Source organism: Pseudoalteromonas piscicida, from assembly GCF_000238315.3.
In the GTDB taxonomy this organism is placed as follows: Bacteria; Pseudomonadota; Gammaproteobacteria; order Enterobacterales; family Alteromonadaceae; genus Pseudoalteromonas; species Pseudoalteromonas piscicida.
This window is the reverse complement of sequence record NZ_CP011924.1, coordinates 3,693,271-3,715,535: the sequence shown is the minus strand read 5'-3', so window position 1 is coordinate 3,715,535 and position 22,265 is coordinate 3,693,271. Positions and strand designations below refer to the sequence as shown.

Sequence of the window (22,265 nt, the reverse complement as noted above, 5' to 3'; positions counted from 1 at the left end):
GCCCTATTTCGCTTTATCGGCTAAGTGGATGTCTTCATGAGACTTAACATAAAAATGCATGGTAAAATCACTCAGTAATTTTGAACTTTGCTCACCGGCTACTATACCTTGGATCACAGGTCGCTCTAATAAATAAGACGATTCAACTTGTCGTAGCATTTGTGATAAACGGTTGTTCGATTCACTTCGACCAATGACTTTGATCATATTGTCTTGCCGTTCAAGACTGGTGAGATAAACCCCAGCCGGAACCACTCGTGCTATTTCATCGATAATTTGCGTGCCGAGACTACGGTTGAGCTGTAACTCTTCAATAAGCCGAATGCGGCGCTGTAAGTTTTCTTTTTGCTTATTCAAGTCGTTAATAGCAACTATCCGGGAATCAAGTTGAGAGATCTCACTTTCGAGATAGCGGTTCTTAATTTCTTGCCCGGTTTTCAAGCCGTCATAGAAGCTGCCAAGCAAGTACATTAACAACAGACAAGCCGCGATGATCACCGCAATGATAGTCAAAAAGATTTGTTGCGACGCTTGCCTTTGCTGCTCGCGCCAAGGTAGCAAATTTATATGTGGCATGATGAGAAGCTCCTTAGTGCTAAGCCTGTCGCTAAGGCGAACTGCGCTTTATGCTTTTGCAGCACATGCCTATCTACTTTTGGTGCAATCTCCATGTCTGTAAACGGGTCTGCCACTATTGTGTGGATCCCAAGCTCATCAATAAGCAGTTTATCTAAGCCATCTACCAAAGCTGTTCCACCCGTCAACACGATGTAGTCAATATGATCTTTACCACTAGTCGTCATAAACATTTGCACTGCTCGACGAATTTGCTGCAGCATAGAAGTTTGAAAAGGAGCCAATACTTCAAAGGTATAGTTTGGCGGTAAATCCCCCGTCGTTTTTGCCAGTTCTGCCTCATCGTAGGTTTTGTTGTAATAAGCAACAATACTGTTGGTATATTGCTCACCACCAAACACTTGGTCACGGGTATAAATCGTTTTCCCAGATTGAATAACGCTTATCAACGTAAGCACAGCGCCAATATCTATCATTGCTACGATTTTATCAAAGGCATCATTTGGCAGTTCAGGATAAATGACATCCATGGCTCTACTTAGTGCGTAGTTTTCTACATCAACAACTTTCGCTTTGAAACCCGCTTCTTCCAATGCGCCTACCCGTGCTTGCACGCTTTCAGTACGCGCAGCAGAAAGCAGCACATTCATTTTTGACGGATCGGCTTCGTTTACTCCAATTTTTTCAAAATCTAGACTAACTTCATCTAATGGGTATGGGATCAGGCTATCTGCTTCAATCGCTATCTGGGACTCGAGTTCAGCATCAGTTAATGACACATCCATAAAGATCACTTTTGTAATCACGGTCTGACCGGATACGGCAACTGCTGCATATTGCGTGAGCTTTGGAATGCGCCGCTTCATTTTAGTTATCGCGTTGCCGATCGCTTCAATGTCTTGGATGGCCCTTTCATTTACTGCTCCTTTCGGAATAGGTTCAATCGCAACGGCTTCTACTCGGTAGCTGGAACTTGTCTTCGACAGCAACACCGCTTTGACACAATGGGAACCGATATCGATCCCTATCATCAGAGGTGCTTGTTTTTTTAGTAGTTGGCTCAGCATGTGAAGCGCCTGTTTCCTTTTAAGACTGTGTACCATAAAAATTTAGCACACAAAAATATTAATCGTTTTTTAATCAAGATATACTAGCAGTGTCTACCTGTAATTGGGAGTCTAACTAGGGATAATTCCGTGAAATTATTGAAAAGATTTTTACAATTCGTTTTTGTTTGTACCCTTTTAGGCGTGTTGACACTTATCAGTCTTTATTATTATGTCAAATCTGACATACCAAGTGTAGAGGTTTTGAAAGATGTTCAACTACAAACACCCATGCAAGTCTTTACACGAGACGGAAAACTCATCAATCAGTTTGGTGAAAAGCGCAGGATCCCTGTACGTTTGCAGGATGTTCCACTCCCCATGCGCAAAGCATTCTTAGCGACAGAAGATAACCGTTTTTACGATCATTTCGGCATTGACCCGATAGGTATCGTCCGCTCCGCTTTAGTGCTTATCACCACAGGGCAAAAAAAGCAGGGAGCCAGTACGCTCACCATGCAACTTGCCAGAAACTTTTTCTTAACAAGAGAGAAAGCCTATATTCGTAAAGTGAAAGAAATCTTTATTGCGTTGCATATTGAGCAGCTATTAACGAAAGACGAAATTTTTGAGCTTTACTTAAACAAAATTGAACTGGGTAATCGCGCCTTTGGTATCGGTGCAGCAGCACAAGTCTACTACGGTCGCTCACTATCAGAATTAACTTTAGCAGAAATGGCAATGATTGCAGGCCTGCCAAAAGCGCCTTCTGCGTTAAATCCAATTCGTAACCCAGAGCGCGCGCAATTGCGCCGGAATGTTGTGCTCGGACGAATGCTTGCTGAAAAGTATATTACCCGCGCAGAATATGATGAGGCGACACAAGCTCCCATCACAGCTAAATTCCATGGTGCCGAAATTGAGCTGTATGCACCTTACATTTCTGAAATGGTTCGCGCCTATATGGTCGAACGCTACGGTACTGATAAAGCCTATAACTCTGGCATGAAAGTTTACACCAGTGTGGAATCTGACATGCAACAGGCTGCTCAGCATGCATTAGTTGATAATTTACATGCCTACGATATGCGTCACGGCTTTAGAGGCGCAGAAGAAACCTATTGGCATGCTGAGACGGAATCGCCGCTCAGCCATGAAGACATTATTACTCGCCTTAAAAAGGTCAATGAAATTGGACCTTTAAAAGCCGCTGTGGTGCTAAACATTGCAGAAAAAGCGGCCGACCTGCTCTTAAAAACCGGTGAGCAAATTACATTGGAATGGTCAGGCTTAAGTTGGGCTAGACAATACATCAGTGAAACGCGTCAGAGCTTACCACCAAAAACAACCGCAGATATCCTCGCGCCGGGCATGCAAGTGTTTGTCCGCAAACAAGACGACGGCTGGATGTTAAGTCAGTTACCGCAGGCATCCAGTGCTCTTGTCTCACTCGACCCGCAGGATGGGCGTGTAAAGGCGATTGTGGGTGGCTATAGCTTTGAGCTTAGCCAATACAATCGTGCTACCCAAGCTAAGCGTCAAGTGGGTTCAAACATCAAACCCTTTATTTATTCATCCGCATTAGAAAATGGCTATACCCTAGCCACCATCCTTAATGATGCCCCGATTAATCATTGGGACAGAAACGTTGGCGTGGCTTGGCGTCCGAAAAACAGCCCTGAAGTGTATAACGGCCCAATCCGTATTCGCCGAGCGCTTGCACAATCGAAAAACGTGGTATCTGTTCGTTTGATCAAAGGCGTTGGCATAAATAAGGCTGCTGATCACTTGCTTAAATTTGGTTTTCAAGACGCAGATATTAATCGCAGTGAGTCATTGGCGCTTGGTAGTGCTGCACTGACTCCTATTGAAATGGCGCGCGGCATGGCCACTTTTGCCAACGGCGGTCACCTGATTGAGCCGTACTTTATCGATAAAATTACCGACTCATTCGGCACTGAGCTGGGTTCGGCAGAGCCATTATTGGTCTGCGACGAACAGCAGCTGGAAGAACAACCTGAGCGCTGTGCACCGCAAGTGATTTCGGAGCAAAACGCATTTCTGATTGCTGATGCACTTCATAGTGCAATCTGGGGTGGCGGTAGCTGGAAACATGACACGGGCTGGAGCGGCACAGGCTGGCGTGGTCAATGGTTAAAACGTCGTGATCTTGCTGGAAAAACGGGTACCACCAATGACTCGGTAGATACTTGGTTTACGGGCTTTAACCGTAATGTCCTCACCACAGTTTGGGTTGGCTTTGACGATGCGAGTAAATCCTTGGGTCGTGCGGCCTACAACGCTAACCTTGGTGATAACCAACTTGTTGGCGCAGAAGCAGGTGCGATTTCAGCACAACCTGCTTGGATAGACTTTATGCGTGAGGCACTTAAAGATGAGCCTTTGGCCCCGATAGAGCCACCTCCAGGGCTTATTTCAACTCGGATTGATTTAAAGACAGGGCTGTTGTCCCGTAAGAACGATTACACATCTCGGTTTGAATATTTCGAGCAAGGTACAGCCCCAACCAAATACGTATTAGATACGGATAGCAGCACACCGTTTGACGATACCGCCCCGCTACCCACTCACGAAGAGTTATTCTAAAATAGAAATGCCGATACAGATGTATCGGCATTTTTGTATTATATCTATTTTCTTAATAGCGTTATTTTAGATTTTGCGTCAACCAGAATAAATCGGAATGTATTCCCGCGGCTGTCACTTCTTTGCCTGCCCCTGGGCCTTGGATCACCAGTGGGTTTTGTTCATACCATTTAGTGTGGATCACAAAAATATTATCACCCGGTGTTAAATTCGCGATTGCCGAGCCGTTTGGTACCTGTGCAATGCCTACTTTTGCAGACACTTTGCCATTGCTTGCAATTTCAAGCGCACCAGTATAGCGAAGCGCAGCGTCATTCGCTGTGGCCTTTGCATAGTGTGTCGCATAAAAGTCATCGAGTTGCTGGCGATTTTCTAAAAACGTTTGCCATGAACCCACACTCAAGGACTCAGGCATTAACGCCTCTAATTCAATATCGTCAAGCTCAAGTTCAATGCCTAACTCTCGTGCTAAGATCAAAAGCTTACGCTGCATATCTCGGCCAGATAGGTCTTCGCGTGGATCAGGCTCGGTAAAACCAAGCTCTTGCGCTCCAAGCACTAACTCAGAAAATGCTTCAGAGCCATCATAGCGACTACAAAGCCAAGATAAAGTGCCAGAAAAGACGCCTTCAATTCTCACCACTTCATCACCACTATTTTGCAGATCCGCCAACGCAAAGTTAATGGGAAGACCTGCGCCAACACTGGTGTTGTAACGCCATAACAGGTTACGCTCTTGCAACTGCTGACGCAGCTTTGAGTACCAACCTTGTTGTGCCGTGCCGGCATATTTATTAGCGCTGATCAAATGGCAGTCATGTTCAACAAACTGTGGATACAACTCACTGAAACGCTCGCTCGCAGTAATATCGACCACCACTTTATGCTCGTAATCTAGCTCTTTAATACGAGTGAATAGCTCGGCTTCATTGTATTCGATGGCCTCATTTTGCCATTGCTGTTGCCACGATGCTAAGTTCAACCCGCTTGGACAGAACAACATTTGCTTAGAACGCAGTAAGCCAACCAACTTAAGATCAAAGTGCTCACTCAGCTTAGCGACTTGGTTTTTGCATTGTTCGATAAACACTTCACCCACATTGCCAACACCAGCCACAATCACTGCAAGCTCTCTGCCTTTATTCACCAAACGTTCGTGCAATATGGCAAGTAGATCGCTATCAATTGCTTGATCGGTTAACACTAAGCTGTAATGACGCTCTTGCAGCACAAAACGGGTGACAATCGCATGTTCATCCAATAGTTCCAGCGCCTGCTGATGTAACCCAGCAACATCCTGACTTGGGGCAACAATAGCAAAGCCTTGTACTTGCGACTCAATAATATTGGCACGTGAATCAAGCGCTTTGATCACAACATGGCTAAATTCAGATGGCACCAGTAAGTGTGCCTCTCCACCTTTAACAAAATGATGAATGCTATGCTGGATAAGCTGGCTTAGCTGCTTCACTTCGCCACTTTTTAGCTGCTCAACGCGTAACAGGTCAAGTTGTCCAAAAGTGGTAATAAAGCGCTTCTCTTTGCTATAGCCTGCCTTTACTATCTCAGTGCCAAGCGCATCGGCATCAAAGCTGCTGCGAACTTGTAGTTTTATATCGGTATCTTTAAGTGGAGACAGCGTTTTTGCATGCAGTACCGGATTACCTAATCGTGCGAGTAATTCAGCTTGACCACGACATACCTTAGTGTATTTTATGGCATTAGCGACTTTACGTGGATCCGTACTGAATACGCCAGTTGTATCCGTCCAAATTGATACTTGAGCGGCATCAAGATAACTTGCCAACAAAGTCGCGCTATAGTCACTGCCATTTCGACCTAAAGTCACCGTTTCACCTTGTGCATTTGCGGCAATAAAACCGGTAACGATATAGATAGCGTGTTCATCAATTGTGCGATAACACGCTTCTTTGTTATGGGCATGTAGTAACACTCCATCTTGTTGTACAAATAACGTACGAGTGTCGATAGCTTTGGCTTCAATGCCTTGAGAACTTAGGTAGTTTGCTAATATACGAGCCGACCATAGCTCTCCATGTGCAAGTAAACTCGCGTAGTGAAGATGTTGTTCTTCTCTTCCCAAAGCGATTGCTTGCAGCTCATTGACAAGCTGTTTGAGTAACACACTGTGTTGTTCACCTACAAACAGGGCATCAATTAATTCTCGTTGATGATTTTCAACTTGTAATAAAACATCGTTGAATGCACGAACATCTTGCTGCTCAAAGCTTTGCCATAACTTCACTAGGGTATTCGTTGTTTTTCCTGCAGCAGAAACCACAACACTGTCACCTAGTTGACATTGCTCTAACACTATCTTGGCAACCGCCTGATAACGCTCTGGCGAGCTTAAACTCGAACCACCAAACTTATGTACTACTTTTGCCATTTACTCACCACAACGCTACTGTATGTGCAGGCGTTAACTTGAATGACTTAGCATCATCACTCGCCTGACTTTCATCAATACATGCAAATCCCGATTCCAGATCTGCAATGAGATCCTGTGCATCTTCAATGCCCACAGAAATACGAATTAACGTGTCGCCCACTCCCGCTTCTAAACGTGCTTGCGGATCCATACCTGCGTGTGTCATCGTCGCTGGATGGCAAATAAGACTCTCAACCCCACCTAGAGATTCTGCCAATGAGAAGTGCGTTAGAGACGTTAAAAACTTCGCTGAAGTTTGCAGATCGCCTTTGATATCAAAGCTCACCATACCACCAAAACCGAGCTGTTGTTTTTTCGCAAGTTCGTGTTGAGGATGCGACTCAAGGCCTGGGTAATAAACTTGGCTAACATACGGCGACTTTTCTAAATACTCCGCAATCAGCTGAGCATTTTCTTGATGCTGGCGTAAACGCACGTTTAAGGTGCGCAGTCCACGTAAAGTAAGATAACTATCAAAAGGTGCGCCGGTAATACCGATATTATTCGCCCACCAAGCTAACTCATCACCCAACTCCTGTGTACGCGCGATCACCGCGCCCCCCACGACATCAGAATGACCATTGATATATTTAGTAGTTGAATGCACGACTACATCCACGCCAAAGGTAATGGGGTTTTGTAGTGCAGGAGACAAGAAGGTGTTGTCGGCGGCGACCAAAGCCCCCACAGCATGTGCTGCATTTACGACAGTTTCTATATCCGTGAGCCTTAATATTGGGTTACTTGGTGTTTCAATCCAAACTAATTTAGGTTTGATCTGCTGCAGCTGTGCAAGACTTTCAGGTTGCGTGAGATCCAACACGGCTAATTTGAGCAGTCCACGCTTAGCAAGCGATGTAAACAAGCGATAGCTACCACCGTAACAGTCATGTGGAATAACCAGCGTATCGTCATGGTTAAGTAGCTGAGTTACTAGGTGAACAGCAGCCATGCCAGTGGCGGTAATAATGCCACGAGCACCACCTTCAAGTTCAGTCAGTGCCTGTGCAAGCACATCACGATTAAAGTTACCACTGCGGCCATAATCGTAGTCGCGTTTGGTATCAAAATCGGCAAAAGAATAGGTGGTAGAAAGGTAAAGCGGTGGCACTACTGCCCCATGTGCTTTATCAGCTTCTATACCGTGACGCACTGCAACCGTCGATTTATTAACTTGACTCATAAGGTCACCTAGATAGTTGGATGTTTAGACGTCTAAAAGGTTAGAGCAACAGAAACTAGAAGTCAAAACATTTATACTGCTAAATGGCTAAATAACTAGTATTTGACTATCTTTTTTAAACCGATAAAATTTCGCCACTCTAGGCGTTGCTAATACGACTGAGTTATTGAAAACTATGGCAGAGATTCTTCTATCTCGCTATGGCGGATTAGTTTATTCATCTATTTGAGTTTGGGATTTATCTTTAATTCGTAAGGTTATCCCTATATTCATGCGGTTGGTGAATAATGTAGACCAGAACCCAGTCATATTGGCATTGATGTAACTGAGGCAAGTACACAATTATGGCAAAATGGAACGGTGAGTATATTCACCCATATGCAGAACACGGTAAGAAAGCAGAGCAAGTAAAAAAGATCACGGTGAGCATACCTCTGAATGTACTCAAAGTGCTAACTGATGAGCGTACACGTCGCCAAGTGAATAATTTACGTCATGCCACGAACAGTGAGCTTTTATGTGAGGCGTTTCTACATGCCTTCACAGGTCAGCCACTGCCGAGCGATGAAGACTTGAGAAAAGATAATCCAGAGCGTATTCCATTAGAAGTAAGACAAATAATGGAAGAGCGCGGTTTGGAGATCCCAGAAATAAACGAAGAGTGATAACTACTCTTTCTCTGTGGACATACAGACACAAAAAAAGCCTCAATCGAGGCTTTTTTATTTGGATAATACCAATAGTATTATTCCATATATCCAGCTGGCATATCGATTTGTGCCACGCCTGATTCAATTGCAGCTACCGCTACTGCTTTTGCGATACGAGGTAACAAACGCGGATCCATTGGTTTTGGAATAATGTACTCAGGACCAAACTCAAGACTATCCACATCAGCCGCTTTTAACACTTCAGCTGGCACAGGTTCTTTCGCAATCGTTCTAATTGCTTCAACTGCTGCAATCTTCATCTCGTCATTGATAGCAGTTGCACGTACATCAAGCGCACCACGGAAGATAAACGGGAAACACAGCACGTTATTTACTTGGTTTGGATAATCTGAGCGACCTGTCGCCATGATCAAATCATTACGTGCACCGTGTGCAACTTCAGGGCTGATCTCAGGATCTGGATTAGAGCAAGCGAATACCACTGGCTTGTTAGCCATTAACTTTAGATCTTCAGCAGAAAGTAAGTCTGGGCCAGAAACACCAACAAATACGTCCGCATCCGCAATCACGTCTTGTAACGTACGCTTATCCGTGTTGTTTGCAAACAGCTCTTTGTATTCATTTAGGTCATCACGGCGAGTATGGATCACGCCTTTTCTGTCCAGCATATAGATGTGCTCACGTTGAGCACCACACTTAATCAACAATTCCATACAAGCAATAGCAGCTGCACCCGCACCAAGACACACAATAATCGCATCATGAATATCTTTACCTTGGATTTCCAACGCATTCAGCATACCCGCAGCGGTTACAATTGCGGTGCCGTGCTGATCATCATGGAATACAGGAACGTCACAACGTTCGATTAGCGCGCGCTCAATTTCAAAGCACTCTGGCGCTTTAATATCTTCAAGGTTAATACCGCCAAATGTGTCTGCGATATTTGCCACCGTATTGATGAAGTCTTCGGTGGTGTTGTGCTTAACTTCGATATCGATTGAATCAAGACCCGCAAAACGCTTAAATAATAGCGCCTTACCTTCCATAACAGGCTTTGACGCCAAAGGACCTAAATTACCCAAGCCAAGAATTGCCGTACCATTACTGATCACCGCAACCATATTTCCTTTACCCGTATAACGGTATGCATTCGCCGGATCAGCCGCGATTTCACGTACTGGCTCTGCAACACCTGGGCTATATGCAAGTGCTAAGTCTTTTACGGTCTCGGCAGGTTTAGTGAGTTCAACACTGATTTTACCTGGAACGGGCTTCTCGTGATAATCTAGAGCTTGTTGACGAAAATCTGTCATGACGCGATATTTTCCTACGAAGTTAATGTGAGAGTGTGGTAAACGTTCGCATTCTGAATGTTGGCAACCTATCATGCTGGTTACAGCAACACACAGTGCGATTAACTATATGAGCGACGACATTCAACCACTCAACAAGCGTTTGTGCTTTGCTGTCGCGGTATGTCAATAGGACATATAGTTAATCGACCGTATTCACACAATACCGAGTTTTGCTCATTATTCAAGTAAAATCAGGTCTATCCACTAGCACGGTATTTTCTATACTTTTCCGAGAAGATAAGCTCAATTTTAAGAAATATTTCACAAATAATGTGACTAAAACTTAAAAAACAAGACGCAAAAACCAGCACAAAATGCAGAAAATTAGCACAGATGCACACTAATTATAAAAACAATAAGAAATTTGCAACTTAACTAATTTTAACGTCAAGATACCCGCATTTAATCGCAATATACTGATTTTAGTTTATATAAAGTGCTCATAACTGATACTATTTACTATATGAGCTTTGATTATTTTCACAACTTAAGCTCGTAAATGTTCAGTATTTATCTACTAAATAGAGTTTTTACTCTACCCAAGAGATCAGTAAAGTTTTGCTGCCAAACTGGCAAGTTTTCTATTTTAGAAGAATAAAAGACACAATGAAGGCGTGATGACTGACGGTTTGTCTGTTGATGCAGAATAGGATGTATCAATCGGGAAGGTATTTTCAAACCGGCACAAAAAAAGCACCCTAAGGTGCTTTTTTCGACTAGACCAACAAGATTACTTCTTGCTGCTAAGTGCACCGAAACGCTTGTTAAAGCGATCTACACGGCCACCTGTGTCAAGGATCTTCTGCTTACCAGTGTAGAACGGGTGACACGCAGAACATACGTCTAGGTGAACATCTTTACATAGCGTTGAACGAGTTTCGAACTTGTTACCGCAAGAGCACGATGCAGTGATCGTCTCGTAATTAGGGTGAATACCTTCTTTCATAGCAACCTCTAGTTAAGGCCGTATCGCTCTCCAAACCCGAAGTCTGGCACCATACGTAGTTATACAAAAATATGGACGCGTATTTTAGTGCCTAACTGAACAATCTACAAGCAATATTTCAGAGTTTTTTATCACCGTCGTAGAGTACGTTTTCAATTCGTACCACCTTAGGTATATACTTCGTCACTGCGCTCACTTTATGGAATTGTAATACATGCTCATTCTTGAAGTAGCTTTAAAGCTGCCACTGCACCGAACATTCGACTATTTGCTAGCACCAACCATGCAAGTTGAAGCAGGAATGAGAGTCATCGTCAATTTTGCCAACCGTCGCTGCACTGCGATAGCGCTTGCTAAAAAAGACGACACCGATGTACCAAAAGATAAGCTCAAGCAAATTATTGAGGTGTTGGACGAGCACCCAGTCTTTAATCAAGCACAACTTAGCTTCTTACACTTTGTCTCTCAGTATTACTGTCATCCAATTGGCGATACCTTATTCACAGCACTACCGGCGGTACTTAGAGATGGTGGAAGCCCAGACAAAACTCAGATCCCTATCGTCAGATTAACGGAAAAAGGGCAAAAGCTACCAACACTGCGAGCCAAAAAGCAACAAGCACTGCTTTCTCAATTGTACAAAGGTGGTGCAATAAAATTAAGCGAACTCAAAGCACTCGGATTTGCTAGCCAAACAATTAAAGCATTGGAAGAAAAAGCGCTTATCTCACAATCTATTGAGCATGATAGTGATTGGTCGCAAAACGAATTACAGCTAGGCGAAAAGCCGCGCCTAAACGACCAACAAGCGACTATTTGCAGCGCCGTCAATGCTCAAGTCGGTTACCGTACCTTTTTAATCGAAGGTGTAACGGGAAGTGGTAAAACCGAAGTCTACTTACAGAGCCTTGAAAACATAATAAAAGCGGGTAAGCAAGCACTGATCTTGGTGCCTGAAATTGGACTCACACCACAAACGATCAACCGCTTCAAAAAGCGCTTTAATAACCTGCCCATTGATTTATGGCACTCAAATCTAACCGATAATGAGCGCCTACATACTTGGCGTCGCGCCGAAAAGGGTCTGAGTGCTTTGGTTATCGGTACGCGCTCGGCCATTTTTTTGCCCTTTCAAAATCTCGGCATGATCATCGTTGACGAAGAGCACGACAACTCGTTTAAACAACAAGAAGGTCTGCGCTATCACGCCAGAGATCTCGCTGCATTTCGAGCGCATCAGGCACACTGCCCTTTACTTTTGGGAACAGCAACACCGGCATTAGAAACATTACACAAAGCCATAACCAACAAATATCAACTCGTCACACTGAGTAAACGAGCGCAGACCCAGCACGACAACCAATTTCATCTTGTCGACATGAAAGGTCAGCCAGAACAAGGCGGGTTTTCACCAATGAGTTTACATTGGATGGAAAAAACACTAGCTCGCGGTAAGCAGGTTATGGTGTTTCTAAATCGTCGGGGTTTTGCACCAACATTGATGTGTCACGAATGCGGATGGCTTAATACCTGTAAACATTGCTCTACCAGCGCCACGTACCATAAAAATATGAACCGCTTGGTATGCCATCATTGCGGTGAACAGGACTTTGTACCGAGACAGTGTCCTGATTGCGGCAGCACCCAAATCATGCCTACAGGACTTGGTACAGAACAACTCGAAGGGTTTTTAAGTGAGCGCTTCGCTGATATTCCCGTCACTCGTATTGACCGAGATTCTACACGCCGTAAGGGCAGCCTTGAGAGCGCACTTGACGAAATTAATCAAGGTGGTGCGCGAATTTTGGTCGGCACTCAAATGCTTGCCAAGGGCCACCATTTTGCTGATGTCAGTCTTGTGATTATCTTGGATGTGGACTCAGGACTTTACTCTTGCGACTTTAGAGCAACCGAGCAAATGGCGCAGCTTATTACGCAAGTTGCTGGACGAGCCGGACGCGCCGGTGAAGCGGGAACCGTGTTATTGCAAACGCATTTTCCAGAACATCCATTATTGCAAGATTTAATCAATAACGGCTACGGTGACTTTGCACGATATGCCTTACAAGAACGTGAAGAAGCAATGCTTCCCCCCTTCGCACACTTAGCTATCATCCGCGCCGAGGCAACAAATATAAATACAGTATTGCGCTTTTTGTCGGATTTGGTTCCAGCTACCCCCTATCCTGGTATACAATTGCTGGGTCCAATTCCAGCACCACTTGAACGAATAGCTGGAAAGTTCAGATATCAATTACATATACACGCACAACAACGCACTGTGCTGCGGGACTACCTTTCGCAACTTGCGCGCTATATTGCTACGCATGAGTCTGCCAATCGAGTACGCTGGAGCATAGATGTTGATCCAATGGATAGCTATTAAAATCAAATAACCTATGGCACAGCACGATTACATCAATAAGAAACCTAAAGGCAAGGGGAAAGACAAGCCTGAAAAATCGGCGAAATTTCCTGTTATTGCTGCTATTTTTGCATTTCTACTAATCGGAGGGTTTGCCTACGGTCTTTGGTTTATAAAAACCAATGCCGATCCTAAAGAAGTAGAACAAGCCAAAAACCCGCATCCAGTTGCCGAGCAAAAGGTTAGTAAACCCAAGCCTCGCCCACCTGAGTTCATTGAAGAAATTAAAAATCATGAAATCAAGGTCGAAGTTAAAGAGATCGAGAGCAAAGGTCCTTATCAAATGCAGTGTGGTTCATTTAGAACCCATAGCCAAGCCGAAGCCATGAAAGCCAAAGTTGCGTTTGCAGGGTTAATCGCGGAGATCCGTCGTACCGAAGGGAGTAACGGTGTCTGGTATCGTGTCCGTCTAGGCCCCTACGATACCAAGCGTTTAGCAGAAAGCGATAAAAACAAATTACAACGCGTTGGGATATTTGGCTGCGGGATTTGGGGCTGGACTTGATTTTTATAAGTCCACCCATATTTCCTACTAATCTAGAGTTACACGGGCACAGGCCCAGATAAGGATTACTATGACTACCATCGTTAGTGTTCGTCGCGATGACAAAGTGGTTATCGGCGGTGATGGCCAAGTTTCGCTTGGTAACACAGTTATGAAAGGCAACGCACGTAAAGTACGTCGTCTATACAATGGTAAAGTACTGGCAGGTTTCGCTGGCGGTACAGCTGATGCATTTACATTATTTGAACGCTTTGAAGCAAAGCTTGAGATGCACCAAGGCCATCTCACTAAAGCAGCCGTAGAAATGGCAAAAGACTGGCGTACCGACAGAGCATTAAGAAGGCTTGAAGCCCTACTTGCGGTAGCCGATGAAACCGCCTCGCTTATCATCACAGGTAACGGCGACGTGGTGCAGCCAGAGCATGATCTTATTGCTATCGGCAGTGGTGGTAATTTCGCACAGGCAGCTGCAACCGCACTACTTGAAAATACCGACTTAAGTGCGAAAGAAATCGTGGAAAAGAGCCTAAAGATCGCCGGCGATATCTGCGTATTTACCAATAATTTCCAAACTATCGAAGAATTGTAATAGGACTCGTCATGACAGCTATGACTCCAAGAGAGATTGTGCACGAGCTTGATCAACACATTATCGGTCAGGACAAAGCCAAAAAAGCCGTCGCGATTGCACTGCGCAACCGTTGGCGTCGTATGCAGCTTGATGAAGAGCTGCGTGCAGAAGTTACACCAAAGAATATTTTGATGATCGGCCCAACGGGTGTGGGTAAAACTGAGATTGCCCGCCGTCTAGCAAAGCTTGCTAACGCACCATTTATCAAAGTAGAAGCGACTAAGTTCACCGAAGTGGGTTATGTTGGTAAAGAAGTTGAGACCATCATCCGCGATCTAGTCGAGGTTTCTTTTAAGCTAACACGTGAACAACAAACCAAGAAATTCAAATTCCGCGCTGAAGAAGCCGCCGAAGAGCGTATTTTAGATGCACTTTTGCCACCAGCAAAAGACGCTTATGGTGAGTCTCAGCCAAATGAAAACTCGTCAACACGCCAAGTATTTCGTAAGAAACTACGTGAAGGTCAGTTAGACGACAAAGAAATTGAGATCGACATCGCAGAAACGGCGCCTCATGTTGAGATCATGTCTCCTCCTGGTATGGAAGAAATGACCAGCCAGCTACAGAGCATGTTCCAAAACATGTCGGGTGACAAGAAAAAGAACCGTAAGCTGAAAATTAAAGAAGCACTTAAGCTATTGATTGAAGAAGAAGCTGCAAAGCTTGTTAATCCAGAAGAGCTTAAAGAGCAAGCTATTGAGTCAGTTGAACAAAACGGTATCGTGTTTATTGATGAAATCGATAAAATTTGTAAGCGTGGTGAATCTTCTGGCCCAGATGTTAGCCGTGAAGGTGTACAACGCGACTTACTACCACTTATCGAAGGTTCAACCGTTAATACTAAACACGGTATGGTAAAAACCGACCACATTTTATTTATCGCGTCAGGTGCGTTCCAAATGGCCAAGCCGTCGGATTTAATCCCTGAACTACAAGGTCGTTTACCTATTCGCGTTGAACTAGAAGCACTAACTGCGGGTGATTTCAAACGTATTCTAACTGAGCCAAATGCATCTCTTACAGAGCAGCAACAGGCGCTACTGAAAACAGAAGACGTCACTATCGACTTTACCGATGACGCTATCACCAAACTGGCTGAAGCTGCATATCAGGTCAACGAGAAAACTGAAAACATCGGTGCGCGTCGCCTTCACACTGTGATGGAAAAACTGATGGAAGAGATTTCATTCGATGCCAGTGAAAAGGCCGGTGATACCTTGACGATTGATGCCGCCTACGTTGAACAGCATTTAGACATGCTTGTTCAGGATGAAGATTTAAGCCGCTTCATTCTGTAAATGAAAATCAAAAGCGGAGCAAGGCTCCGCTTTTTGAGTTATACCAATTATGTATCAAGTCACCAAACTTCATTATCATACGCTCAGTAAAGTGCTCGATGTTTATTTTGAGGATGGCCGCTGTTTTACGCTAAGTGCCGAATTCTTGCGAACACACTCACCATCAGCCGAAGTCCAAGGACATAGTCCAGCGCAAAAGCAACTCGTGCTAAACAAACAGAATGTCGCCATAAAGAGAATTGAACCTGTTGGTCACTATGCGGCACGCTTTGTTTTTGATGATGGTCACGACTCAGGGCTCTACAGCTGGCAATACTTATATACCATAGCTACACAACACGATGCGCTATGGCAGGAATATGTAAACGCGGTAGAAGAGTATAAAACCCAAAAGGACAGCGTACCTATCAAGTTTGTGCCTTAAATTTACTGTTGATAAGCAGCCTGATACGAAGATTTGACATTATCGACCAAGCTATCTAAAACCTTTAAATTCACCTTATTGGGGAAGAAATCAGCTTGTGCCGCTAGCTTGTTACGCATCTTCATTAGTGTCACTCGATCTTCTTTTAAAAACGCAACACTCGCGGCTATATACTCTACCCAAAGGAACTCGGCAGGATTATTCTTCGCAGAGAGCAGAAGTGCCTCTCCAACCTCTATCGCCTGTTCTCGCTTTCCCGCCATAGCGTAATTCTGAAATAAATGCCATTGCAAACTTGCTTGCTGCTCTCCAGTCATGGTTTTATATTGCTCAATGAGCATTGCAGCTTCTAAATAACAACCCTGATTATACAGTACTCGCCACCCAGAGTTAGGTGTTTGATCAAAGCTTTTATAATTCATATTAGTCATGTTATTGCGTACAGTATCGAAGCTATCTCGACATAACATCGAAGCTTGAACAGAAAAGTTTCCCATAGCCAAAAGTAAAAATAGCCCCCGGATACAAGAATGACGTGTGGAGAGTTTCATTTAAATATTCCTTTTCAACATGTGATTTTCTCTTTATAAAACATACCTTTTAAAGATGCAAACCCCTACCTAAGACGATCCGGAAAATTTCTACAACAGTACATATTACTCACGATGTTGAATAGAGTCACCTTAAATGCAATACGCTTCTCAATATTCAAAATGACAATCAACCTGAACCTTAAAAATAATAAGCAAGCTCATTTCTTATCAGAGCCTCAGGTTTAATAAAAAACCCCACTATAAATTAAGTGGGGCTTTGACATTAAGAACCTCAGGTTGAATTGGTGTTTATACCTGATACTTAGCCACGGCTTCGTGTAATACGCGCGCTTGCTCTGCGACTTCTTCACTACTTTGCGCATTAGAGCGAGCATGCTCTGAGGCACCTTGCGCAATGTCTCTGATCTTAACCACGTTTTTATTCACTTCTGAAGCAACTTGGTTTTGTTCATCAATTGCCGTCGCGATATGTGTGCTCATTTCCATAATCGTTTGCACATCTTGGGTGATCATGCTGAGCAACTCCCCTGCTTTTTCGGCTTGCGACACACTTTCATTGCCTTGCTCACGACATTGTTCCATGATGTTCACCACTTCTCGTGTACGCTGTTGCAATGTAGAAATGATGCTTTCGATTTCTTGCGTGGAGTCTTGAGTACGCTGCGCAAGTGACCTAACTTCATCCGCCACAACAGCAAAACCTCGACCTTGCTCACCTGCGCGCGCAGCTTCAATAGCAGCGTTTAGCGCAAGTAAGTTTGTTTGTTCTGCAATACCACGGATCACATCTAATACCGAGCCAATGGTTTCACCATCACGCTCTAACTGAGCAACAACGCTTGAAGCACCACCTAACGATTCCGATAACTGCATGATGTGCTCAATTGTTGCTGTAACTTCGCGGCGACCTTGTTGCGCATTTTCATTCGTTGTCTCGGCTTTATGCGCCGCTTCACCCGTATTATGAGAAATGTCTTGGATCGTCGCTTGCATCTCGGTTGCAGCGGTTGCGACCATATCCGCTTCGTGCAACTGCTCAGCCATACCAGTACTCGTTTGGGCTGTTGTCTCCGTTAAATGATCCGTAGCTTCATTAATCGTTGCCAACGCTCCATTCACATCAGCAATGAGATCTCTAAAGTCAGAAATTAAGCTATTAAAATCACGGGTCATAATCGTGATTTCGTCATTACCGCTTTGTTCAATTTGTAGACTTAAATTATTTTCACGACGAATGCGCTCAATGGTTTGATAAACGCGCTCTACAGGTTGAATAATTGAGCGACTAGTCGATAACACCAAAGTCATCACGATAATGCCAGCTACAACAAACACACCAATGGCGAGCATCTGAGTTTTATCAACGTTTTCTTTGATCTCTGCCTTTGCCTGCTCAACAACCTCAGAGACTACAGCATCACTTTTCTCAACACTAACTTTCATTTTGCCTAGCGCACCGCTCGTCAAATCTAAGCCAAGTGCTTCTTGTGCCCGGACTAAACTCGCAAATTTGGATTGATAGGTGTTCAATAAGCTGAGCAACTTAGATTGATATTGAGCGTTAAACCCAGCACTACGAATTTCCTGTGAAAACTGTGCAACAAGCTCGTCAAAACGCTTAAGATATTTGGTATCAAAACGTAACATAAAGTCTTTTTCGGCTCGGCGAAGCTGCAGCATGGTTGAAAGGAGTTGATAATTCTGCTGCTCTTTTAGTAGTGTTTCTACCTCGTGTACCGCACCACGAAGCTCACCGTAAAGAGCATCCTTTGGATGCAAACCAATTGTTTTTTGTAATTGCACCACTTTTTGAAAGTCATCGTAATAACTTTTTGCTAAGCGTTCAAATTCGTTGATCCGACCTAAATCGATATCAAAATCAGAAAAAGTACCTTGTAACAAAGCAAGCTTAGTTTGCAGCTCACGATACTCGTTTTCAAACTCATCGAGTGAATCTACCTGCTTGTAAAAAAGGAAATTTTTCTCGTGTTTGCGCATTGCTAATTCATGAATGTCGAGCTCTTCTGCATATTGAATGGTTTCATTCAATTTCAGCATAGTACGAGCTTCGTACATGATCATAATTAACATAACAACCAAGGCAATCCCTACCACTAATGCATTCACTTGCAAACGACGTCTGATAGTCAGATTTTCTAATACCGCCATCGGCTTACCTACAATGTTAATAGACTGGCTAAAGTATAGCTGAAGCCTTCCGCCCTTGCCTCATAATAGGTAATTATTCTGGGTTCATATTACAAATTAATATATTTACGCCGCTTTTACATACAAATTATTAACACCGTTCCAGAGTTGATTGTGTAATAAATCAATATTATGCCATTGACCTCCCATCAACCACTCCACTAGCAAGCTAGGATCAGATGGAAAATAAAACGATGCCTTCGCGTCTGTTTGCAGCCACTCTTCCAGCGCGCCAGCATTGAGATAATTCATCACTTGGGCATGACCGAGCTCCGCTAGCGTCTGCGCATTATTCTGCTGTTCAAATTGACCATCTAATGGTTTAAGTAGCAGTTTCTTACCGAGTTTTAATGCTTCACTAGAAAGCTCAAACCCAGCATTTGCAATCACGCCACTGGTATTTCTTAAGTCTTGAATAAACCCAGAACGACTCGGTTTTCTCAGGTGAATATGTTGCAACGAAGCATTGTCGGCATCCGGGTGATAGCAGTAAAATTCCTTATCGGGGAAGTCTTTTAACAACTCAATAATGCTATCCAATGCTTCAAACGGCAGATAAACCAAAACTTTGTTAATTATCGATGCACATTGCTCCTGCTCAGCCTCATAAGGAATAAAAGGCGGAATAATATGCTTATCAAACGGTTGCCAGTGCACCCCAAGATGAATATCAGCTGGTGCAAAATACCGGATCAGGGCTTTGTGCCAAGGCTGTACGGCAAATTGTGGAACAGCATCATATAAATATGACGCTTGATGACTCATTGCTATCACTGGAACCTTTGCCAGCTTTCCTGCCCACGCACTGACAGGCTCAAAGTCGTTAAAGATCAAATCATAACCTGATACATCTAATTTTCTAACGTCGCGAATAAACTCACCAAACTTGAGCGACTGAAAAGTTTTTAAACGATTTAACTGGCCACGCTCGGTAACGAATGACAACCCTCGGCAACTGCGATAATCACCAAAGTCATGCATATCGAAATAGTTTTCCGAAGGACGTCCAGAAAAAAAGTAGTCAACAGAAATTCCCATGTTGCGAAAGCAATTTGCCATTACCCGAGCCCGAGTAGTATGGCCATTTCCCGTTCCTTGAACACCATATAGTATTTTCATACGCTTCCTAATATCACTATCGCTAAACTTGCACAGGCGACACCCATTGCCGCACCAAGCACCACATCAAGTGGATAATGTACCCCTACAATTACGCGTGACAATGACACTCCTGAAGCCCAAATCATCAACGGAAACGCAGCCAGAGGAATTTGCTCCATCAAGCAAGTCGCATATAGCCAAGCGCCAGCACTATGCCCCGAGGGCAGACTAAATTTGTCGCTCGGCGTCAACAAGGCCTTCACTGCGTAGCAGTCACATGGTCGTAATCGTGCAAAACGATTTTTTAGATAGAAGTAAAGCGGCCTTTCAATTGCAAAAGCCAAAATCACGGTGAGTGCAAATTGCTGACCTAACTGCTCCAAAAACAGAGCACACGCAATTGCGACCAACACATAGAGTCCACCGTTGCCACTTTTGGATAGACCTAATGCTATCAATCTAAACCAGTTTCTTGGTTTAGGGCAAAACACCACAAAGTATAATGCAGCGTCCAGCTCGGCTAGTTTTGCTTTCATCATTCGAGTCACGCCTAATTGCTCACAATATCAGCATAGAAGAGCAAAATAACAAATGGGTGACACTTTTAAGACACAAATATGTAAGTTGAATCAAAGCATTGCTAAGCACAAGTATGAGAGTATACTGGTTATCGACAATCAATATTCGAGGATTCAATATGGAATACAGCACTTCTGATCTTTGCGACCACTTTGCTGATGTGGTTGATGTGCTAGAGCCTATGTTCATCAATTTTGGCGGCCAGACGTCATTTAGTGGTCGTATCACTACCGTCAAATGTTTTGAAAACAATGAGCAAATCCAAGATGTACTACAACAAGACGGTACTGGTCGTGTGCTGCTTGTTGATGGTGGAGGTTCAACTCGTCGTGCACTAGTTGATATTGATTTAGCTGAGCTAGCGGTCGAGAACAACTGGCAAGGCATCATCGTTTACGGTGCGGTGCGCCATGTTGATGAGCTAGAAGAAAGCGATATTGGCATTCAAGCGATCGCTTCTATCCCAGTGGCAGCAGATAGCAGTGGCAGCGGTGAAGTTGGCATTCCCGTTAATTTCGCAGGTGTCTCCTTTTACGAAGATGATTTTGTTTACGCCGATTCCACCGGCATTATCATCTCTGCAGAAGAGTTAGTTTTAGAAGATGATAACGAAGACAATTAAGCGCTAGAAGTAACAGTCATGAGTACAGCAGTCCGTATATATGATGAAAGTGATATTGCCACTTTTGTCAGTGCAAGAGCCGGTGAAACCAGAATTTGGCAAAGCATAAGCTTTTTACAATGTGATCATGACTACGCGGCTTCGCTTAGAGACGCGGCCCAATTTGGGATCCGTTATGTGTTGTTGGGGATCCCTGAAGATATAGGTCCGCGCGCCAATTGCGGGCAAGGCGGCGCCGAGCTCGGTTGGCGAGCCTTCTTAAAACGCTTTTTAAATCAGCCCGATAACCAGTTTTTGTCGGGCGATAAGATTTTGTTGCTAGGCGAGGTGGATACCCACGCTATTCAAACACGTGCACTATCGCTCGATAATACTAATAGCGAACAGCTAGCACAGTTACGCACTCTCTGTGCTGACCTCGACAACCAAGTTATTGCAACCCTAGCACCTATCTTTGCAGCAGGCTTAGAGCCGATCATCATCGGTGGTGGCCACAATAATGCTTTTGGTATTTTGCAGGCACATTTTGAAGCCAGCAAGCGTGCTGCAGGTGCTATCAACTTTGACCCTCACGCTGACTTTAGAGCTTGTGAAGGTAGACATAGCGGTAATGGCTTCAGTTACGCGCATCAAGCTGGTAGCTTGTCACATTATCATGTCATTGGCTTGCACGAGCACAAAAACAACCAAACAATCCTTACTCAATTGCAAAACGCTGGATTCGGATTTTCAAGTTATCAAGCAATAAAAACCAGACAAACTCAGAGCTTATCCGCATCACTCGATAAAGCGTTGGCGACGATGCCAAGTGACATTCCATTAGGCGTAGAGTTAGACGTTGATGCCATCGTCGGTATGCCTGCAAGTGCCCTGACCTATCAAGGCTTCACAACTAGCGATGCCGAATATTTTGTTTACCGTATGGCTCAGACTCGAAATGCTAAATATTTGCACTTATGTGAAGCAGCCCCAGCTAGACACCCACTTGGTGAGCAGGCAGGTATCGAACATTGTGGCCAAATACTAACAAACCTTACAAACGCTTATTTAAGTACCCGTCAACAGAAACGCTAAACACT

19 protein-coding genes are annotated in these 22,265 nt (G+C 44.1%); 9 read left to right on the top strand and 10 right to left on the bottom strand.

From position 1 onward, the window contains the following. Nucleotides 1-3: 3 nt before the first annotated feature. Nucleotides 4-576: a PilN domain-containing protein gene (locus PPIS_RS16930; RefSeq protein WP_010368911.1), complete on the bottom strand. Its 573-nt coding sequence runs from the start codon at nucleotides 574-576 to the stop codon at nucleotides 4-6. Beyond that, nucleotides 564-1,643 (bottom strand): pilus assembly protein PilM, encoded by a 1,080-nt coding sequence (locus PPIS_RS16925; RefSeq protein WP_010368913.1) that lies wholly within the window; start codon nucleotides 1,641-1,643, stop codon nucleotides 564-566. The genes PPIS_RS16930 and PPIS_RS16925 overlap by 13 nt, the downstream gene beginning before the upstream one ends. A gap of 129 nt (nucleotides 1,644-1,772) precedes the next feature. Here PPIS_RS16925 and PPIS_RS16920 point away from each other — a divergent pair, with 129 nt between their 5' ends. Beyond that, the gene (locus PPIS_RS16920; RefSeq protein WP_010368915.1) at nucleotides 1,773-4,229 is read left to right on the top strand and encodes a penicillin-binding protein 1A; all 2,457 of its coding nucleotides are present in this window, start codon (nucleotides 1,773-1,775) and stop codon (nucleotides 4,227-4,229) included. 61 nt (nucleotides 4,230-4,290) lie between these two features. On the opposite strand, the gene metL is transcribed toward PPIS_RS16920, so the two are convergent. Beyond that, nucleotides 4,291-6,639, bottom strand: coding sequence for a bifunctional aspartate kinase/homoserine dehydrogenase II (gene metL / locus PPIS_RS16915; RefSeq protein ID WP_010368917.1), 2,349 nt, complete (start codon nucleotides 6,637-6,639; stop codon nucleotides 4,291-4,293). 4 nt (nucleotides 6,640-6,643) lie between these two features. After that, nucleotides 6,644-7,864 (bottom strand): cystathionine gamma-synthase, encoded by a 1,221-nt coding sequence (gene metB / locus PPIS_RS16910; RefSeq protein WP_010368919.1) that lies wholly within the window; start codon nucleotides 7,862-7,864, stop codon nucleotides 6,644-6,646. A gap of 344 nt (nucleotides 7,865-8,208) precedes the next feature. Here metB and metJ point away from each other — a divergent pair, with 344 nt between their 5' ends. Continuing rightward, nucleotides 8,209-8,529, top strand: coding sequence for a met regulon transcriptional regulator MetJ (gene metJ / locus PPIS_RS16905; protein ID WP_010368921.1), 321 nt, complete (start codon nucleotides 8,209-8,211; stop codon nucleotides 8,527-8,529). An 80-nt stretch (nucleotides 8,530-8,609) separates the two neighbouring features. Here metJ and PPIS_RS16900 read toward each other — a convergent pair whose 3' ends face one another. Then, nucleotides 8,610-9,851 (bottom strand): malic enzyme-like NAD(P)-binding protein, encoded by a 1,242-nt coding sequence (locus PPIS_RS16900; RefSeq protein WP_010368923.1) that lies wholly within the window; start codon nucleotides 9,849-9,851, stop codon nucleotides 8,610-8,612. A gap of 772 nt (nucleotides 9,852-10,623) precedes the next feature. Next, nucleotides 10,624-10,839 (bottom strand): 50S ribosomal protein L31, encoded by a 216-nt coding sequence (rpmE, locus tag PPIS_RS16895; RefSeq protein ID WP_010368925.1) that lies wholly within the window; start codon nucleotides 10,837-10,839, stop codon nucleotides 10,624-10,626. 214 nt (nucleotides 10,840-11,053) lie between these two features. On the opposite strand from rpmE, the gene priA reads away from it, so the two are divergent. The 5 genes from priA to PPIS_RS16870 all read left to right on the top strand — a co-directional run bounded on the left by priA (nucleotide 11,054) and on the right by PPIS_RS16870 (nucleotide 16,122). Further along, nucleotides 11,054-13,225: a primosomal protein N' gene (gene priA, locus PPIS_RS16890; RefSeq protein WP_010368927.1), complete on the top strand. Its 2,172-nt coding sequence runs from the start codon at nucleotides 11,054-11,056 to the stop codon at nucleotides 13,223-13,225. 13 nt (nucleotides 13,226-13,238) lie between these two features. After that, entirely contained in the window at nucleotides 13,239-13,769 is a 531-nt protein-coding gene (locus PPIS_RS16885; protein ID WP_010368930.1) for an SPOR domain-containing protein, read from the top strand. Between the two features lie 70 nt (nucleotides 13,770-13,839). Further along, entirely contained in the window at nucleotides 13,840-14,358 is a 519-nt protein-coding gene (gene hslV / locus PPIS_RS16880) for an ATP-dependent protease subunit HslV (RefSeq protein ID WP_010368932.1), read from the top strand. A gap of 11 nt (nucleotides 14,359-14,369) precedes the next feature. Next, complete coding sequence (gene hslU, locus PPIS_RS16875) at nucleotides 14,370-15,698, top strand: HslU--HslV peptidase ATPase subunit (RefSeq protein ID WP_010368934.1); 1,329 nt, start codon at nucleotides 14,370-14,372, stop codon at nucleotides 15,696-15,698. A 49-nt stretch (nucleotides 15,699-15,747) separates the two neighbouring features. Then, nucleotides 15,748-16,122: a gamma-butyrobetaine hydroxylase family protein gene (locus PPIS_RS16870; RefSeq protein WP_010368936.1), complete on the top strand. Its 375-nt coding sequence runs from the start codon at nucleotides 15,748-15,750 to the stop codon at nucleotides 16,120-16,122. 2 nt (nucleotides 16,123-16,124) lie between these two features. On the opposite strand, the gene PPIS_RS16865 is transcribed toward PPIS_RS16870, so the two are convergent. From PPIS_RS16865 to PPIS_RS16850, 4 genes are all read right to left on the bottom strand, one after another. After that, the gene (locus PPIS_RS16865; protein WP_010368938.1) at nucleotides 16,125-16,673 is read right to left on the bottom strand and encodes a hypothetical protein; all 549 of its coding nucleotides are present in this window, start codon (nucleotides 16,671-16,673) and stop codon (nucleotides 16,125-16,127) included. A 291-nt stretch (nucleotides 16,674-16,964) separates the two neighbouring features. After that, the gene (locus tag PPIS_RS16860; protein ID WP_010368941.1) at nucleotides 16,965-18,845 is read right to left on the bottom strand and encodes a methyl-accepting chemotaxis protein; all 1,881 of its coding nucleotides are present in this window, start codon (nucleotides 18,843-18,845) and stop codon (nucleotides 16,965-16,967) included. Nucleotides 18,846-18,950: 105 nt separating this feature from the next. After that, entirely contained in the window at nucleotides 18,951-20,003 is a 1,053-nt protein-coding gene (locus PPIS_RS16855; RefSeq protein ID WP_010368943.1) for an MJ1255/VC2487 family glycosyltransferase, read from the bottom strand. Continuing rightward, complete coding sequence (locus PPIS_RS16850) at nucleotides 20,000-20,524, bottom strand: phosphatase PAP2 family protein (protein ID WP_010368944.1); 525 nt, start codon at nucleotides 20,522-20,524, stop codon at nucleotides 20,000-20,002. Before PPIS_RS16850 ends, PPIS_RS16855 begins: the two co-directional genes overlap by 4 nt. Before the next feature lie 158 nt (nucleotides 20,525-20,682). Between PPIS_RS16850 and rraA the strand changes: the two genes are divergently transcribed. Continuing rightward, entirely contained in the window at nucleotides 20,683-21,186 is a 504-nt protein-coding gene (gene rraA, locus PPIS_RS16845) for a ribonuclease E activity regulator RraA (RefSeq protein ID WP_010368946.1), read from the top strand. Nucleotides 21,187-21,204: 18 nt separating this feature from the next. Next, nucleotides 21,205-22,260, top strand: coding sequence for a formimidoylglutamase (locus tag PPIS_RS16840; protein ID WP_010368948.1), 1,056 nt, complete (start codon nucleotides 21,205-21,207; stop codon nucleotides 22,258-22,260). Nucleotides 22,261-22,265 lie beyond the last annotated feature (5 nt).